Source organism: Neptunitalea chrysea (assembly GCF_027924145.1).
GTDB lineage: Bacteria > Bacteroidota > Bacteroidia > Flavobacteriales > Flavobacteriaceae > Neptunitalea > Neptunitalea chrysea.
Genome location: NZ_BRVP01000006.1, coordinates 52,541 through 69,553, shown reverse-complemented (window position 1 = coordinate 69,553; position 17,013 = coordinate 52,541). Strand labels below are relative to the sequence as shown.

Sequence of the window (17,013 nt, the reverse complement as noted above, 5' to 3'; positions counted from 1 at the left end):
TTAGTAACATAATTTCATAATTAATCTAAAGGATTATGAATATAAAAATTCTGAGAAATAGAAATTTTATATTCTAAATTAGATATTATCTCAATAATTTTTTCATAAAAAAAATCATCCTTACCATTTACAAAAAATACCGTTTTTTCATCTATATAATCTTCAAACATTTCTTCTCCCAAAGGGTGTATTAATATAGTTGATACGCCCATCATTTTGGATTCCAATAAACATCCAGAAAATCCTGTAATATGCAAAAAACAAGAACAAAGTACCTCGCTAATCGGAACCGACCTAGAGTCTTGAATCTCATAGTTCAAATCTTCTACTACTCTATTTTTTATAAACACACTTAATTCCTGTGGCGTAAAAGTATTTCTAGGATGTAACCTAAATATCCATTTATAATTAGTATTCTTAATAAAACTAATAATTCCATTAGGTATCATTTCTTCTAATTCAAAAGTTTGTAGACTAAAAAAAATTATTTTTTCATCACTAGAATTTTGATACTTGCTTTTACAGTAGCCCAAATATGATTGTCCTACTACATAAGCCAACACATCATTAGTTTTAGAAGCCCATGTATCAATGTTATTTTTAGAAATCTCATCCCAATTCCAATACTTCTTAGGCATTAAATCATATCCTCTCTCAGGAATTTTTGTCCAATCAGAAAAGACCATATGGTTTGTCTGTGAATCAACGGTCATAATCTTCATTTTATTTGCTTGATAAATAGCAGCGTACAAATTATCCCATCCATAATAACCAGCAAAAACTATTTTGCTTGGTTTCACACGCTTGAAAAAAATTCTATAAAATCCAGATAAAAAGATTATTTTGTTTGTCCAATCAATAATATTAGATTCCTGTATTCTCAATTCCGTTGGAGATATATTTAGTTCTTGTTGGATATAATTTAAAAACAGATCATAGTTTTTCAAATAAATATCTGATTTTCTTTTAATTCTTTTTCTCCAAAAAAAAACCGTTTTATAAAAATTTAGGTTTTTGTCTAAACAAATGATAGAATTCGGGTTATAAGTATTATCAAGTTCTTGAAGATACTCTACCATATAGACTTCTTTGTCAATTTTATATGTATTTACCATACTATCAAAAAAGCGGTTGAACCAACACCCTTCATGTAGTACTCTTTGACTATGAGATCCAAAGAAAACTATTTTTTTGGTCTTTAATTCCCTTAAAAAATTGAAAAAACCTTTAAACGCCACCAAAAAATCAGTTATGATACTATGTCTATTTTTGGCAATAACAGTAGTTTTTTTTAAATCATTCTTTTTCTCTTGTCGACCACCAGAATTAATACTTATAGATAATAAATGAATATATATTTTGATTCTAAGATAAGGCCAAATCCCTATGCCATTAACTTTCCAATTTTCAACTGGAAAATTTGCCTCTAACGTGTGGAAAATATTTTTCATCAATTGATTTTCTTCTTTCAAATCAAATAGATTTTATAGTATTAACATAGTCCATAGACTCATCCCAGTCTTTCTTGTAGTTATCTTGTATAAAAGCTTCCATATCAGCTGTTAGAGAAAACTTTTCAGATTTTATATTTTTAAATTTATTCTGACAAAGGTCTCTAGGGGTTAATTTATATTTGTTAAGCCTTTCAGAATATAAATTTGGCATAAAAGAAGAGCTGTTCAATCTGTTTAATCTTTTTAATAAATTCACTTGAAAAACGCTACTTACCCCAGTATTTTCTTTCTTTCCTAGAACGCTTAATAATTTAGATTTATCATAGGTAACATTTAAAAAATCAGCTAATTGTGATGTAAAAAAAAATAAATCATCATTCAATGATTCTTGTGTATAAATAAAAACATTTTCAAAATTCCTATTTAAAACTTCTATTCTCGGATGAAATAAAATATCTTTATGTTTTATTAATCCGGAATTCTCAATATTAAAAATCTCTGAAAAATCTTTATAGCCTTTTTGGTGTAGATGCTGTTTGTATATAGATAAAATAAAATCTTTGTGCTTCCTTATTCCTAAAACTATCTTAGGATTTCCATATATTTTTTTTATTTTCAGTATATTTTGCTCAAAAGAATTAAAATAATCTCCTTTCCATGGATCTCCTGATATGCCTTCATCAGTGATTATTATTCTTTCTTGAATTGGCATATCAGTTATTTTTCGGTGTGTGTACCAAGCCCTAACAATCAGAACGTCCTTAAAAAGAGGAAATAGAGCATTCTGCATAAAAGTGGTCCCAGTTTTATGCAATCCTATGTGAACTACTAGAGAATGGTTGCTCATTTAAAAGTCCTTAATTTGGGATGTACTAAGTCCCTTAAATTTATATATTAAATGTTTTAAAAGCGTTGAAGAAAAGATGATTGAATAAAGTTTCCTCTTAAAAAAATATCCCATTTTATGGGTTTTAATTTTTTCACTTTTAATAAAATCCCTCTCAACATTCTCTTTTTCCAATAAATTAAACCTTTCTAAGTGCCAATTTTCCAATTTATTCCCCATATGATAAGCGTAATTATCAATTGTAGATAATCTATATCTACCCGACTTCACAACTATTTCATCTAAATATTTTCCTTCACTATTTCCTCCTAACTGAAACAGAGTATTACTGGTAGGCAACATTTGAAATACTTGTTTTCTATAAGTAGAAACAAAATGACTAGATCCTACCATGGCTTTAAAACCGTTATTATTTTCTAAAGTCAAATATACATCTTTATACTTCTCATCTAACCAAGGCCATCCAATGCTATTTGCAAATCGTGTCATAGCAGCCGGATTTTTAACTGGAGTAAAACACATCTTTCTAGAAAACAAATAATCTATCCAAATATTTTGAGTATAATTATTATGTTTTCTAAAAACTGGCGTAGGGCATACGGCACCAGCTTTAGGAAACTCACTAAAAACATTCATCACTTCTTTTTCCCAATCGTTTAAAAACAAAACATCGGCATCCGAAACAGTAACAAAATCTTCTTCTACTGTTCTTAAAACTTTTAGCAAACTATTTAATTTTCCTATTGGATCTGCTTCTATTATCAACTCATTTATAACACCTTGATCAAATAAATCAAAAAGCTTTTTAATAACTTGTTTTCCACAACCATTAGCTATTACAGAAATTTTAACATTATTAGTTGTTATTAAAATGGATTTTATAGTAATCAAAAAAATTTCGTATGCCTGTTTATAATACCCTTCTTCATTTGGTATAAATAAAGGTATTATTACTCTGTGTAAACATGTTTGAATCTTAGTCTTTATATCTTTCACTTCATTAATACCCAATCTCATAATAAACTTTTAGATATTAATTTATGAAAACAATAAATTGCTTTAAAGTTAAATTTCATTATGAATAATGAGTTGATTTTTATATACCAAAATAATACTTTTTTATTATTTACATACGTTTTACATAGTCTTTTAATTAATTCCTCTTGCTGTTCTGTTGAAAAATGACTTTGATATTTTTTTATAAGTATAGAATAAAATAATAAACGAGACTTTTCTTTACACTTATAATAAAAATCACTTCCTGAAATACTTTCTTTAGATATTCTTATCTTTAATATTGCACTATTTATACTAAAAATATTTCCAAATTCTGAAATCTCCAAAACAGCCAATACATCAGAGTACCATGCAAGTGGAAAATCTCTAAACCCCTTCTTCAATAAACAAGGATAATTAAAAATATACTCACTTAAGGAGTTTCTCTTACCAGTAAATAAAATCTCTTTTGCTTCCTCAATGCTCTTATGATGATAAACTTTAGAAATTTCGTCGCCAAAATGATTAATCTTAATCGAGGAATAACGGACAACAGAAACATTATGTTTTTGAATTTCTTTACTATTAATATAAAATTCAGAAACTACATTTCTTTCGAGGACATCGTCGTCTCCTAAAATCATCACCCAATTTTCATTATCAACCAAATCAAGACATCTTTCCCAGTGTTTCACAAGAGAATTTTGCCCCATATTCTCTTTAAATCTATGATATACATAATTGATCCTACCTTCATATTGATTTAAGAGAGCCTCTGGATTTTCTGGACTACCATCATCCCCTATATATACTACAAATTTTTTATCTGTTTGTATCAATAATGAGTCAAGTGTGTGTTTAAAATACTTTATCTTAAAATAAGGTATTACAATTGCTAACATTATATTTTTATCTTCTATATCCAAAATTTATAAAATCCTCTTTATAAGCATTATATATAATTTCTTTAACCTCTGTAGTTAAAACATAGGGATCCTTATCTTTATTTTTATTCACTTTAAGTAAAGTACCTTTTTTCGTACTCAACAGCTCACATAATCTTCCAAAATCCTGCTCAATAGATTCATATCTACCAATAAAATCTATATTCAATTTCCCTCGTTTATTTACTAAATAAAAAGTTTGACTCCTAAAATGTTCCATTTCCCTAATCTCTCTTCTATCTAAGTAGTTTAAAACAAAATCTTCAAAATCTTCTATAGGGGTTAAATATTCTTTATATTTTAAATCAATAGGACATCCTCTACCTCCTTTTTTTAAATAAGAATACGCTGAATACAATCTTTCATATGGATCTCTTACAAAACAAAACTTAAAACATTTCTTCACCTCCCTTTTTCCAAACAATTTATAATAATCCTTTAGTGGAATATGTCCATAAGAGTCAGTTTCATATAAAGAATAGTGCATTGATACACCTGCAGATTTGGGAATATGTAAAAATAAAGATCTATGCTCCTTATAGAATAAAAATGCTCTTTTTACAAGTAATGCATTTATATGACTCTTAGATTTATACAATTTAAATCTAAATTTCATATGGTATTTCTTAATATTCGCATTTATACCTAACATAAATATCTAATCTTTATAAAGATTAATCTAATACACGCTTTTTAATCACCCTAGCAGGTACTCCCGCAACTATAGATCCTTCAGGAACATCTTTTGTTACTACAGCATTAGCTGCTATTATGGATCCTTTACCTATTTTTACCCCTTTAGTTATTACTGCTCCATAACCTATCCAGACATCATCTTCGATAAATATAGCTGAAGTAGTAATACCTTGATATTTCATTGGTTTCGTAACATTTCTAAATTCATGATCTGTATCTCTAATTGATACAGCCTGAGCTATCATCACATTCTTACCTATCTTAATTTCCTTGTTAACTCCTATAACAGAAAATTCTCCAATAAATGAATTATCATCTATATAAAGTGAACTAGAACCTTGTATAATAACGTAATCCAAAATAGTTACATTCTTACCCAAATGCACCTTTAAATTGTTTTTTCCTAAAGTAAACTTCTTTATAATTATTTTAGAACTTACATTACCTAAATCCCCAACAAAAACCTCCTTAAAAACAATGCTAAAGGCTAACCGATGTACCTTTTTAATAATTGTCTTAAGCCTAATGTATGCTTTCATTTTTAGACTCATTACTCCATTTATTTGTAATTAAAACTCCCCTCTTATCTTTTGGAATACGTCCTGTTTTAAAAAAATCTCCACTATGTACATTTAATACTCCAGCATCAACCACATGTTCTAATAGATTAAGGTTGGACAAACAACTTAAATCAAACTTAAACTGGCCTTCAAAAAATGGTATCATCGGTATATAACATAAAAAACTACCTTTTTTAGATATCTTTTTAAAAGGTTCATCACAATGATAATTGTTCAGTGTACAAATCACCTCATCTAATCTATTTTTTATTTGTATTCTGCCAACCACATTTACCAACTCTTCCTTGGCTTCATAAAACATTCTTATATATATGTCATCTCCTGATAAGACCTGAGAAATAACTTCTCCATACTTATTCTCAACTTGAAAACCTGTGAAGTGAAAAAGTTTTTCATTTACTTTATCATCTGTCCTTTTTAATTCCCCTTTCATTTTACTTCCTCCATCATTCAAATATACATCAACAGATGAATCAATATCTCCTTCAAATTTAACACCTCCATTTTCCAAAATAATCCCTCTAGTACATAGATTCTTTACTGCCGCCATGTTATGACTTACAAACAAAACAGTTCTTCCATCTCCCTTAGAGATATCCTGCATTTTACCAATTGCTTTCTTTTGAAATTCAGCATCTCCAACTGCCAAAACCTCGTCAACTACCAATATCTCAGGTTCTAGGTGTGCTGCCACTGCAAAGGCTAAACGTACTTTCATTCCACTACTATAACGCTTTACTGGAGTATCTATATAACGCTCACAGCCGCTAAAAGCAACTATTTCATCTAATTTAGAAGTTATTTCAGCTTTACTCATTCCTAAAATAGCCCCATTAAGGTAAATATTCTCTCTTCCTGTTAACTCAGGGTGAAAACCAGTACCTACTTCTAATAGGGAAGCTATTCTCCCTCCCGTTTTAATTATACCCGTTGTTGGAGAAGTTACCCTAGATAATATCTTTAGTAAAGTTGACTTCCCTGCTCCATTTTTCCCAATAATACCGAGCACTTCCCCCTGTTTCACTTCAAAATTAATATCTTTTAAAGCCCAAACATAATCACTGCTCCCTTTTTTACTACGATCATTAGTATCACCTATTTTTAAATACGGGTCTTCCTTACCTCTTACCTTATACCACCATCTATTTAAATCATGAGAAAGCGTACCTGTACCTACTAACCCAAGTCTATATTGCTTTGATATATTCTCAGCTTTTAAAATTACACTCATAATTAATTTAATGTTTAAATGGGCAAACTTCCATTAACCCCATTTTTAAAGTTGAAATAATTTTATCATCAGGTTTAGAAGGCAAATCATTCAAAGACTTTTCCAAATCTTCCTTGCTCAACTTATCTAATACCTTTAAGGGTTCATAAAAATCCATATTCACAGATTCAAAATAATCCTGATACTTAACCCCATCACCATGCACCTTATCTGAAAATTCTACCCAAACTGCAGGTATCTTATAGGCATGCGCCATTATAATACCGTGTAAAGAAGAAGAAACAATACTTTCACAAGATAAAATCTCGTCAGTTGTACCCTCTATATCATTTGTCATTAAGTTTATTATTTTAACATCATCATCACCCAAATACATTTCAGAAACCATTTTATAATCATTATAATGAGGTATAATTCCTAATGAATATTTCTTTTCTATATGAACAGGGTTATAAAAATCCGGTAACAATAAACCCGGATCTCCATATACCTCTGGCACACTATATCCCAATGCTAATAAATGTTTTCTTGATTGAGGTCCCCGAACAGCTAAAAACTTTGCATTTTCAACCTTATCTGTTTTAAATATAATTCCACTTCCCCACACTATCCAATCTTTCTTTACATGACTCAGAATACTTCCTATTGTAGCGTAAACAATTGGCTTCTTTAAAAACCATTTTTTCTTAGGATTAAACCAATGAACCCTATTACCCGAAATCTTTTCAACTAAATACTTACCTAAAAGATCACCATAATTTTCTTTATTCTTTTTCTGAATAAAAATTTCGCTCCACCAATATAAATAGATTCCTTTCATAGACTATACTGTATCAATAAAAGTTTTTTCCGTCCTATTAAAAACAATTACTCCAAATAAAAATATAACCACAGATATTAAAAACGATCCTATCAAATTGTAATAAGTGAATATTCCGGATCCAAACACCATATATCTAAAAGTTTCTACAATAAGTGCTAAAGGATTATTTTCTACCAACCAAGCATATTTCGGTGACTTTTTTACCAAAAATGAAATAGGGTACATGACTGCCGAGACATACATTAACAATTGAACGGCAAATGTTATAAGAAAAGAAACATCTCTATATTTAGTTGTTAGACTAGCTAAAATCATTCCTAAACCTAAACCTATAAAAGCCATGGATAATATTAGTACTGGAAAATAAATAAATTCAATCTGAAAATGATAATTATTCGCTCCTTTAAAAATAAAATACAGGTAAAATACCATGAAAATAAAGAGTTGAATTCCATATTTCAACAGGTTTGAAATTACGGTAGACAATGGCATGATTATCCTTGGAAAATAAACCTTACCAAATAAGTTTTGATTTGTCACAAATGTAGAAGATGTAGTTGTTAGGCATTCTCTAAAATAATTCCATAGTGACACCCCAGCAAGGTTAAATAAAAAATTAGGTACCCCCAAAGTATCCACTCCTGCTACTGTATTAAAAATAAAAGTTAACACCACTGCAGTTAGTAAAGGCTGTATTAAAAACCATAACGGCCCCAATACTGTTTGCTTATATACAGTTACTACATTTCTTTTTACAAACAGCATTAATAGATCCCTATACCTCCAAATTTCCTTAAAATTAAATTCTATCAAACTCTTTTTAGGAGATATTTCATATATCCAAACCGGATCATCTGATTTCTGCATCTTATCTTTTTAATATTAATTTTATTGTTGTTAAGATTATTTTCAAATCCCTTTTAAAAGTCCAATTTTCAACATATTCTTTGTTCAGCTTAACTTTATCTTGCCAAATTCTATCTACATAATCTAAATTCACTTTTCCCCTTAACAGCTCTTCTTCATTAAAATATTTTATTGAAGCATCGCTTGTTATTCCGGGCTTCACTTCTAAAACTTTTCTATCATCACCTATTAAAGCGTCTGCAAAACCTATAACATCCGGTCTTGGACCTACAATACTCATAGTACCCATAAGAACATTTAAAAATTGTGGTAACTCATCAATTTTTAATGTTCTTAAAAAACTTCCAAAACGAGATATTGAATCATCTTTCACAGACATTGTTCGTATCTTATAAATAACAAAACTTTGTCCATTTAACCCAACACGCTTTTGAAAAAACAAACCAGTCCCTTTTGTATCAAAACTAGCAATAAATATTAATAACAAAATCGGTAGAAACAATACACACACTACCCATAAACTACAGAAAACATCAAAGCTTCTTTTTAGTATTATTTGTGTAACCGACAAAATATTATGTTTTAAGCTTTTTAAATATTCTTTTTATCAAGCTTGTACGTTGCTCTTTCTCATGATAACCATTTCCATAATTCCCGTAACCATATCCATAGCCATAGCCGTATCCATAACCATAGCCGTATCCATATCTTGATTTATTAACATAATCATTCAAGACAATACCGGCTGCACCTATTTCTCCTTTTTTCTTCTTTTCATTAATTAAACCAAGCATTTCTTTTTTAGAATAACCATGTCTAACTATATACAAAGTAACATCAACATATTTAACCAACTCTAAAGAATCTGCAACTAATCCCATAGGAGCTGTATCCAACACTATAATGTCATATTTCTTTTTTAACTCCTCTATCATTTTAGTCATACGCTCACTAATCAATAGTTCAGATGGATTAGGAGGTAACGGCCCCGAAGTAATAATATCTAAATTATCGTACCCTGAATTTTCTATAACCTCTTCCAATGATTTTTGTCCAATTAAATAATTAACCGCTCCAATATCATTATTCAAATCAAAATCTCCGAATATTTTAGGCTTTCTTAAATCAAGCCCCACCAATACTGTCTTTTTATTACCTAATGAAAAAACAGAAGCTAAATTAATTGAGAAAAACGTTTTTCCTTCACCACTAACAGATGATGTAACCATCATAACCTTACAATCAACATCTTCGTTTTTATTTACTTCTTCCTTTCTTAAAAAATATTGCAAACTAGAACGTATTGACCTGAAAGACTCGGAAATAGCCGATTTAGTCTTATTAAAAACTGCTAAGTTATTGTTGGCATAACTATGCCCTACCAATCCTAAAACAGGAATAGAACTTAACCTTTCTAAATCCTGAGTTCCATGAATCTTATTATCTAATAATGTCTGTAATAAAATAATCAGTAAAGGAATAATTAATCCACCTAAAACCGCCATGAAATAATTCTTTGAAATATTTGGCGTTAGGGCAGATTGATTCATATTTTTTGCCTGATCTATAACCTTAACATCTGAAACATTTGCAGCTCTAGCTAATCTAGCTTCGTTTCCTTTTTCTAATAGCATATCATAACTAGACTGCGTTAACTCATATTTTCGCTGAATGTTATACAATTGCTGTTCTTCAACTGGTAACTTATTAAATTCATAATTAGCCCTTTCTAATCTTATTTCAACGTTTGTAAGATCAAATTCCAGCTTAGCTTTAGCTGTTTTAATATTCTCTAACAAAACGCTTTTCAATGCGTCTATCTGATTATCTATTTTTCTATAATAAATCGGATCTTTAACCTTCGTTCTAAAAGCATCTCGCTCAACAGAAAGTTCAACTATTTTAGTCACATTTATTAAAATATTAGAATCATCAATACCTGAAGAACCAGGTGCCGGTAAAGATGAATAATCAGACTTATTAACCAAATAATCATTTAAAATATTTAAATATCCTATTTGAGAGGTAATCAAAATTTTATTTGACTCTAAACTTTTAACTTCACTATTTATCAACTGCCCTTTACTACTTACATCAAAAATTCGATTTTCTTGTCTGTAGTCTAGCAACATTCTTTCATTCTTTGCTAAAGAATCTGCTACTCCTTCCAATTGATTTTTAATAAACTCTATGGTGTTGGTGAAAAATTGATTTTTTTGGTCTAATTGATCCTTTTTTAATATTTCGACTGTAGCATTTAAATAGTCGGCTAAAATATCCTTATTTTCTCCAACCTGTTGTAATCGTAACATAGAGGCTCCCTTCACCTCTAATTCAACTTTTATATTTCGATATTTATTAACCTCAGAGGTTATTGAAGTAAATTTTATAAAATAAACATTTCCTTTTTTAGGCTCTACATCTGTTCTTTTTTTTAGCACCCCACTAAAAAAAGGTTCAGAGATAGCATCCCCAAATCTATATTTCTTGGTATATTTTAAAGGAACATCTATGTCTTTTGAAAAATCATCTACATACCTAACTCCTTGAACTTCCTTTGCTTCATCAAGGGCATAAGATAGGGTAAATTGAGATTCAGAAAGAAATGTTATTTGAATTGGTTGGTTTAAAAACTGAAATTTAGACTCATCTATTTCAACAACAAAAGGTGCTTTTTTATGAACATCATCCATTCTAAACCTACCCTGTTTCATGTAATGAATATAGGTTTGAGTAAGCCTAACTACTTTTTCATTATGTGCTCTGGATTTAAGAATCGTACGTACTGTTTCTACTTTATCTGAGGCTCCACCCCAGTTAAAGGTTAGACTCATACTACTGCTAAAAAAAGGATTCGATTCTTCCTTGATTGAAATTAAAGTATCGATACGATACAATCTCTTCGCCCTTAAATTCATATAGTATGCTCCACCAATAGCAATAATAACGCAAAGTAATATAATATACCAAGAGCTTACTAAACGAACAAAAAAACCTTTTATATCAAAAAGAGATTGAGCTCTCCCAGTATTAATTTCAAAATCGCTATCTAACATCTTCTATTCGTCGTTTATAAAGTTCTAATAAGCAAAATGCTACTTGTAATAACTGAAAACACAGAAAATATAGTGGTGAAAGTCTGTAATCCGTTAGTACCTGTTCCAATAGACTTCTGTGGCAACGGATTCACAATTATCATATCATTTGGTTTAATATAATAATAAGGAGACAACATAGCATTAACATTTGTTAAATCTATATGATGAATTCTACTACCGCCAGGATATTGCCTTACAATTACAACATCGCCCCTATCTGCAACATCATTTATATCTCCAGCTAGCGCTAACGCCTCTACAATATTTAATTTATCTTTAAAAACTGTAACCCTTCCCGGATTATTAACCTGTCCCGTAGTTGTATAACTCAATCCTGCAAGTTTTACACTTACAAAAAGCTGTACTTCTTCTTTTAAATATTTTTCATACAAAAGGCTTTCAACCTTTTTCCTAATTTCTTCCGTGGTATACCCAAGCACATTTACCTCCTCTAGCACAGGAATTCTTATATTCCCATGTTCATCTACAACATAACCATTCATATAAAGGTTAGCTTCAGACACTGTCTGCTGCTGATTTGTATTCTCTCGTTTATTAAACATCTGAACCAAATCAGAGTTATCCGCTTTTAGCGTAATAGAAATCAAATCGTTTACTTGCACTCTATAAGGCTTGGCTACTTGGGTAATTACCATTGTAGAATCTATACTTCCATCCTTATCCTGCAAATACGTGAGCTGTTTTCTAGAGATACACGAATGCAGACTAAAAAAAACTATAACTAAAACAAAAAGAAAATGTAACCGCATTTCTAAATTATGCATTTTGAACAAATATAATCCTATAACATGAATTAAAAAATTTTAATGCGGCTATTGCATTTTTTTCCGTTTAATTTGCAAAAAACATAGAAGAAGTGAATTTATTATCTGTTGAAAGCATATCAAAATCATATGGAGAACGTGTGTTGTTTTCCGATATTTCCTTTGGAATTAATCAAGATCAAAAGATAGCATTAATTGCTAAAAACGGAACAGGAAAAACATCTTTATTAAATATAATTACAGGAAACGATACCTCTGACTCAGGGCAAGTTGTTTACAGAAATAGCATCCATATTTCATTCTTGTCACAGGAACCTATTTTAAACCCTGAATTATCTATTGAAGAAACTATTTTTCAATCAGATTCACCTATTTTACAAGTACTTCATAATTATGAAATAGCTCTTAAGAACCCAGAAGACACAGATGTTTATCAAAAAGCATTTGAACAAATGGAACTTCATAACGCCTGGGATTTTGAAACGCAATACAAGCAAATTCTCTTCAAACTAAAACTCGAAGACTTATCTCTTAAAGTAAAAAATCTTTCTGGAGGGCAGAAAAAAAGACTTGCTTTAGCTCAAATTTTAATAAGCAAACCAGACTTACTAATTCTTGACGAACCTACCAACCATTTAGATTTAGAAATGATTGAATGGTTAGAAAATTACTTTGCGCAAGAAAAAATAACGCTTTTTATGGTTACTCACGACCGTTTTTTTCTTGAAAGAGTTTGTAATGAGATTATTGAGATTGACAACGGAACTCTTTATCAATATAAAGGAAACTATAGTTACTATCTTGAAAAAAAAGATGCTAGACAAATAGCGGAGGCTTCTTCACTAGAAAAAGCTAAAAACTTATATACCAAAGAACTTGATTGGATGCGCAGACAACCTAAAGCGCGTACTACTAAATCAAAATCTAGAATTGATGACTTTTATGTAATTAAAGAGAAAGCACATCAACGTAGAAAAGAACATCAGGTTCAACTAGAAATAAACATGGAACGTCTTGGAAGTAAAATCATAGAAATCCATAACGTTTCTAAGTCTTTTGGAGATAAAGATATTCTTAAAAACTTTGAATACACATTTAAAAAAGGCGAACGAGCAGGTATAATAGGAAAAAACGGAACAGGAAAATCGAGCTTCTTAAATCTACTAACCAAATCAATTACCCCTGATAAAGGTAAAATTATTATTGGTGACACCATTAAAATAGGATACTACACTCAATCGGGTATTGTTGTTAAACCAGAACAAAAAGTAATCGAAGTAATTAAAGAATTTGGAGAATATATTCCTCTTACTAAAGGAAAGGTTATTTCTGCATCTCAATTATTAGAACGATTCATGTTCGACCGAAAAAAACAATATGACTACGTTGAAAAACTAAGTGGAGGCGAATTAAAAAGGTTGTATTTATGTACTGTACTTATTCAAAATCCAAACTTTCTTATTCTGGATGAGCCTACTAACGATTTAGATATTGTTACTTTAAACGTGCTCGAAGACTTTTTATTAGATTATCCGGGCTGTTTATTGGTAGTTTCTCACGATCGTTATTTTATGGATAAAATTGTAGACCACCTTTTTGTTTTTAGGGGTAATGGAGTAATTGAAGATTTCCCTGGAAACTATTCAGACTTCAGAATGTATGAAGATAGTACCCTTCTTGAAGAAAAAACAGAAGTAAAAAAGGAAAAGAGAAACTGGAAGAAAGATGCCAACTCAGCTTTATCTTATAACGAACAAAAAGAATACAATAGAATTGAAAAAGATTTAAAAAAACTAGCTGAAGAAAAGGAAATTATGGAAGCTAAATTTGCAGACGGAACTATTACTACAGACAAGGTAAATGAGGCGTCTGAAAAACTTCAAAAAATTCTTGACTCAATTGAAGAAAAAGAAATGCGCTGGATGGAGTTAATGGAAAAAATGGAATAATAAAATCTAAAATGAATACTTATTTAATCAAACAATATTTTATTTTTCTATGTAAGTCTACTAATGAACACGGTGTGCATTCTCCTTTCGTTTATGATTTTATAACCAAATGTTGTTATGATAAAAGTAATCTTGAGGATTACAAATTATTGAAAGAACACAGAGAATATTTATTAAACAATAAAGAAACAATTTCTGTAACCGACTTTGGCGCAGGTTCAAAAGTTTTTAAAAACTCTAATCGTTCGATTAATAAAATTGCAACAACTGCAGGAATCACTCTAAGAAGATCCAAACTATTATATAGAATTACAAAATACTTTAACCCCAAAAGTATTCTTGAAATTGGAACCTCTGTAGGTTTGGCAACAGCAGCACTTTCTTTTGGTAATTCAAACTCCAAAGTTATATCACTAGAAGGATGCCCAAATACTGTTAATGCGGCAAAAACGGGATTAACAAAATTTAATAGTAAGAATTCAGAAATTATTCAAACTGAATTCAAAACCTACTTAAATTCAATCCAAAATCAGCAAACCACTACTTTCGACCTCATCTATTTTGATGGTAATCACACTAAAAAAGATACGCTAGATTATTTCAACAAATTATTATCAAGTAAACACAACGACTCTATTTGGATTTTTGATGACATACATTGGTCGATAGAAATGACCGAAGCTTGGGAACTAATAAAGCTACATCCAGAGGTTACCGTAACAATAGACTCTTTTTATTGGGGGATTGTTTTTTTTAGAAAAGAACAGGTAAAACAGAATTTTATTATTAGGCTGTAACAAATAAATAAGTTCTGCAACTAATAAGGCAATGTGCTAATACAGGGCTACCAAAATAGTTAAACAGCAACTGTTCACTTAGAAGGCAAGTCTACAAAGCATTAGCAAAAATTTATATTTTAATTTCGAGACAAATCTCGGAACATTTAATCTCGATTATCGAGTAATCTAACTTTTAAAGTTTATACAATGAGTCTTATATCTATTTCCAATATTAAAAGAGATTTTAAACTAGGTTCGGAAATTGTTCATGTGTTAAGAGGTATTGATCTTGAAATTAATAAAGGCGAGTACGTTGCTCTTATGGGACCATCAGGATCTGGTAAATCAACTCTAATGAATATTCTTGGATGTCTTGACACTCCAACTTCGGGCACCTATATTCTTAACGGAAAAGATGTAAGTAAAATGTCTGACGGAGAACTTGCTGACATTAGAAATAAGGAAATCGGATTTGTTTTTCAAACCTTTAATTTAATGCCTCGAACCTCTGCTTTAGACAACGTTTCGTTACCTATGGTATATGCCGGTGCTACAAAAACAGAAAGAAAACAACGAGCAGTTGAAGTATTAGAAGATGTTGGATTAGGCGATCGTATGGATCATAAACCTAACCAATTATCGGGTGGTCAAAGACAAAGAGTTGCAGTTGGCAGGGCCTTAGTAAACAACCCTTCTATTATTCTTGCCGATGAACCGACTGGTAACTTAGACTCCAAAACTTCTATTGAGATTATGAATTTATTTAATGATATTCATTCTAAAGGAAATACCGTTATTTTAGTTACACACGAAGAAGACATAGCAGAACATGCGCATAGAATCATACGTTTAAGAGACGGACAAATAGAAAGCGACGAAAGAAAGTCTCATTAAAATATACTTATTACAAGTAACATCTGGTTTCCTTTACGAAACTTTGTACCTTGCTACCAATAATTAGCATGTTATGAAAATATATACAAAAACCGGTGATAAAGGCACTACGGCTCTTTTTGGTGGTACCAGAGTCCCTAAACATCATATACGTATAGACGCCTACGGAACCGTAGATGAGCTTAATTCATGGATAGGACTTATTAAAGATCAGCCTATAACCGCCGAAACAAAGGAAATTTTAAACATTGTACAACATAAGCTTTTTACTATTGGTGCTATTTTAGCTACTCCTCCTGAAAAGGAAACGTTGAAAAACGGCAAAAACAGACTTAATATTTCTAGAATTTCTGAATCGGATTGTGAATTATTAGAGCGTGAAATTGATGCAATGAACGAAGAGTTACCGCCTATGACGCATTTTATACTCCCTGGAGGTAACCAAAGTGTGTCATTCTGTCATATTGGCCGTACCACATGTAGACGTGCAGAGCGTATAAGCTGCCTTCTTAACGAAAATGAACCCATTGACCCGACAGTTATTCAGTACCTTAATCGCCTATCTGATTATTTATTTGTATTGGCACGAAAGTTGTCTAAAGATTTGAACGCTGAGGAAATAAAATGGATTCCTGAAAAGAATTCTTAATTTATCGCAATTTCTAAAGCTTTTTATTCCCTTATTTTTAATGAAATAGAGGTAAAAAAACGTTCTCTGAAAAAAAGTTTAATTAATTTTAAATTTACTTGACTTTTTAACATAAAAATTTATTTTTGCAAATAAATTAAAACCTATTAGCACATGTACTGGACATTAGAACTAGCGTCTTATTTAGATGATGCGCCATGGCCGGCAACCAAAGATGAGCTTATTGATTTTGCTATCCGTACTGGAGCCCCATTAGAAGTAGTGGAAAACCTGCAATCAATGGAAGATGAAGGGGACATGTATGAATCTATTGAAGAAATTTGGCCGGATTATCCAACCGAGGAAGATTACCTCTGGAATGAAGATGAATACTAACAGAGAAAATTAACTTTTAAAAAGTCTCCTTGGAGGCTTTTTTTT

Annotated in this window: 17 protein-coding genes; 5 read left to right on the top strand and 12 right to left on the bottom strand. The window is 30.5% G+C overall.

Annotation, left to right across the window (positions count from 1 at the left end; all coding sequences use genetic code 11):
* Positions 1-20: 20 nt before the first annotated feature.
* From NBRC110019_RS05470 to NBRC110019_RS05415, 12 genes are all read right to left on the bottom strand, one after another.
* A complete protein-coding gene (locus NBRC110019_RS05470; protein WP_281753097.1) occupies positions 21-1,472 on the bottom strand; it encodes a hypothetical protein in 1,452 nt (483 codons plus the stop codon).
* Position 1,473: 1 nt separating this feature from the next.
* Positions 1,474-2,166 (bottom strand): hypothetical protein, encoded by a 693-nt coding sequence (locus NBRC110019_RS05465; protein WP_281753096.1) that lies wholly within the window; start codon positions 2,164-2,166, stop codon positions 1,474-1,476.
* Positions 2,167-2,301: 135 nt separating this feature from the next.
* Positions 2,302-3,312, bottom strand: coding sequence for a glycosyltransferase family A protein (locus tag NBRC110019_RS05460; RefSeq protein ID WP_281753095.1), 1,011 nt, complete (start codon positions 3,310-3,312; stop codon positions 2,302-2,304).
* 2 nt (positions 3,313-3,314) lie between these two features.
* Positions 3,315-4,223, bottom strand: a complete 909-nt coding sequence (locus NBRC110019_RS05455) for a glycosyltransferase family A protein (protein ID WP_281753094.1) — start codon at positions 4,221-4,223, stop codon at positions 3,315-3,317.
* Positions 4,207-4,857, bottom strand: a complete 651-nt coding sequence (locus tag NBRC110019_RS05450) for a sulfotransferase family 2 domain-containing protein (protein ID WP_281753093.1) — start codon at positions 4,855-4,857, stop codon at positions 4,207-4,209. Before NBRC110019_RS05450 ends, NBRC110019_RS05455 begins: the two co-directional genes overlap by 17 nt.
* A gap of 58 nt (positions 4,858-4,915) precedes the next feature.
* Positions 4,916-5,476: an acyltransferase gene (locus tag NBRC110019_RS05445; RefSeq protein WP_281753092.1), complete on the bottom strand. Its 561-nt coding sequence runs from the start codon at positions 5,474-5,476 to the stop codon at positions 4,916-4,918.
* A complete protein-coding gene (locus tag NBRC110019_RS05440) occupies positions 5,460-6,749 on the bottom strand; it encodes an ABC transporter ATP-binding protein (protein WP_281753091.1) in 1,290 nt (429 codons plus the stop codon). The genes NBRC110019_RS05445 and NBRC110019_RS05440 overlap by 17 nt, the downstream gene beginning before the upstream one ends.
* Before the next feature lie 7 nt (positions 6,750-6,756).
* A complete protein-coding gene (locus NBRC110019_RS05435) occupies positions 6,757-7,569 on the bottom strand; it encodes a polysaccharide pyruvyl transferase family protein (protein ID WP_281753090.1) in 813 nt (270 codons plus the stop codon).
* Positions 7,570-7,572: 3 nt separating this feature from the next.
* Positions 7,573-8,439, bottom strand: coding sequence for an ABC transporter permease (locus NBRC110019_RS05430; RefSeq protein ID WP_281753089.1), 867 nt, complete (start codon positions 8,437-8,439; stop codon positions 7,573-7,575).
* A gap of 1 nt (position 8,440) precedes the next feature.
* Positions 8,441-9,010 carry a sugar transferase gene (locus NBRC110019_RS05425; protein ID WP_281753088.1) on the bottom strand — a complete coding sequence of 190 codons (570 nt, stop codon included), beginning with the start codon at positions 9,008-9,010 and terminating at the stop codon, positions 8,441-8,443.
* Between the two features lie 4 nt (positions 9,011-9,014).
* Entirely contained in the window at positions 9,015-11,495 is a 2,481-nt protein-coding gene (locus tag NBRC110019_RS05420; RefSeq protein ID WP_281753087.1) for a polysaccharide biosynthesis tyrosine autokinase, read from the bottom strand.
* A gap of 14 nt (positions 11,496-11,509) precedes the next feature.
* Positions 11,510-12,226 (bottom strand): polysaccharide biosynthesis/export family protein, encoded by a 717-nt coding sequence (locus tag NBRC110019_RS05415; RefSeq protein WP_281753086.1) that lies wholly within the window; start codon positions 12,224-12,226, stop codon positions 11,510-11,512.
* 188 nt (positions 12,227-12,414) lie between these two features.
* Here NBRC110019_RS05415 and NBRC110019_RS05410 point away from each other — a divergent pair, with 188 nt between their 5' ends.
* The 5 genes from NBRC110019_RS05410 (at position 12,415) to NBRC110019_RS05390 (ending at position 16,968) form a co-directional block, all read left to right on the top strand.
* Entirely contained in the window at positions 12,415-14,271 is a 1,857-nt protein-coding gene (locus tag NBRC110019_RS05410) for an ABC-F family ATP-binding cassette domain-containing protein (RefSeq protein WP_281753085.1), read from the top strand.
* An 11-nt stretch (positions 14,272-14,282) separates the two neighbouring features.
* Positions 14,283-15,068, top strand: a complete 786-nt coding sequence (locus NBRC110019_RS05405; protein WP_281753084.1) for an O-methyltransferase — start codon at positions 14,283-14,285, stop codon at positions 15,066-15,068.
* Between the two features lie 189 nt (positions 15,069-15,257).
* Entirely contained in the window at positions 15,258-15,944 is a 687-nt protein-coding gene (locus tag NBRC110019_RS05400; protein WP_281753083.1) for an ABC transporter ATP-binding protein, read from the top strand.
* 73 nt (positions 15,945-16,017) lie between these two features.
* On the top strand, positions 16,018-16,593 hold the full coding sequence (locus tag NBRC110019_RS05395) for a cob(I)yrinic acid a,c-diamide adenosyltransferase (RefSeq protein WP_281753082.1): 576 nt from the start codon (positions 16,018-16,020) through the stop codon (positions 16,591-16,593).
* 153 nt (positions 16,594-16,746) lie between these two features.
* Positions 16,747-16,968, top strand: a complete 222-nt coding sequence (locus tag NBRC110019_RS05390; RefSeq protein ID WP_281753081.1) for a DUF2795 domain-containing protein — start codon at positions 16,747-16,749, stop codon at positions 16,966-16,968.
* The last annotated feature ends 45 nt before the right edge of the window (positions 16,969-17,013 follow it).

Excerpts from the sequence above, each read along its gene's own strand:
- NBRC110019_RS05430 (WP_281753089.1), bottom strand. The coding sequence starts at position 8,439 with ATGCAGAAATCAGATGATCCGGTTTGGATATATGAAATATCTCCTAAA.
- NBRC110019_RS05445 (WP_281753092.1), bottom strand. The coding sequence starts at position 5,476 with ATGAAAGCATACATTAGGCTTAAGACAATTATTAAAAAGGTACATCGG.
- NBRC110019_RS05435 (WP_281753090.1), bottom strand. The coding sequence starts at position 7,569 with ATGAAAGGAATCTATTTATATTGGTGGAGCGAAATTTTTATTCAGAAA.
- NBRC110019_RS05400 (WP_281753083.1), top strand. The coding sequence starts at position 15,258 with ATGAGTCTTATATCTATTTCCAATATTAAAAGAGATTTTAAACTAGGT.
- NBRC110019_RS05450 (WP_281753093.1), bottom strand. The coding sequence starts at position 4,857 with ATGAAATTTAGATTTAAATTGTATAAATCTAAGAGTCATATAAATGCA.
- NBRC110019_RS05405 (WP_281753084.1), top strand. The coding sequence starts at position 14,283 with ATGAATACTTATTTAATCAAACAATATTTTATTTTTCTATGTAAGTCT.
- NBRC110019_RS05465 (WP_281753096.1), bottom strand. The coding sequence starts at position 2,166 with ATGCCAATTCAAGAAAGAATAATAATCACTGATGAAGGCATATCAGGA.
- NBRC110019_RS05390 (WP_281753081.1), top strand. The coding sequence starts at position 16,747 with ATGTACTGGACATTAGAACTAGCGTCTTATTTAGATGATGCGCCATGG.
- NBRC110019_RS05440 (WP_281753091.1), bottom strand. The coding sequence starts at position 6,749 with ATGAGTGTAATTTTAAAAGCTGAGAATATATCAAAGCAATATAGACTT.
- NBRC110019_RS05420 (WP_281753087.1), bottom strand. The coding sequence starts at position 11,495 with ATGTTAGATAGCGATTTTGAAATTAATACTGGGAGAGCTCAATCTCTT.
- NBRC110019_RS05395 (WP_281753082.1), top strand. The coding sequence starts at position 16,018 with ATGAAAATATATACAAAAACCGGTGATAAAGGCACTACGGCTCTTTTT.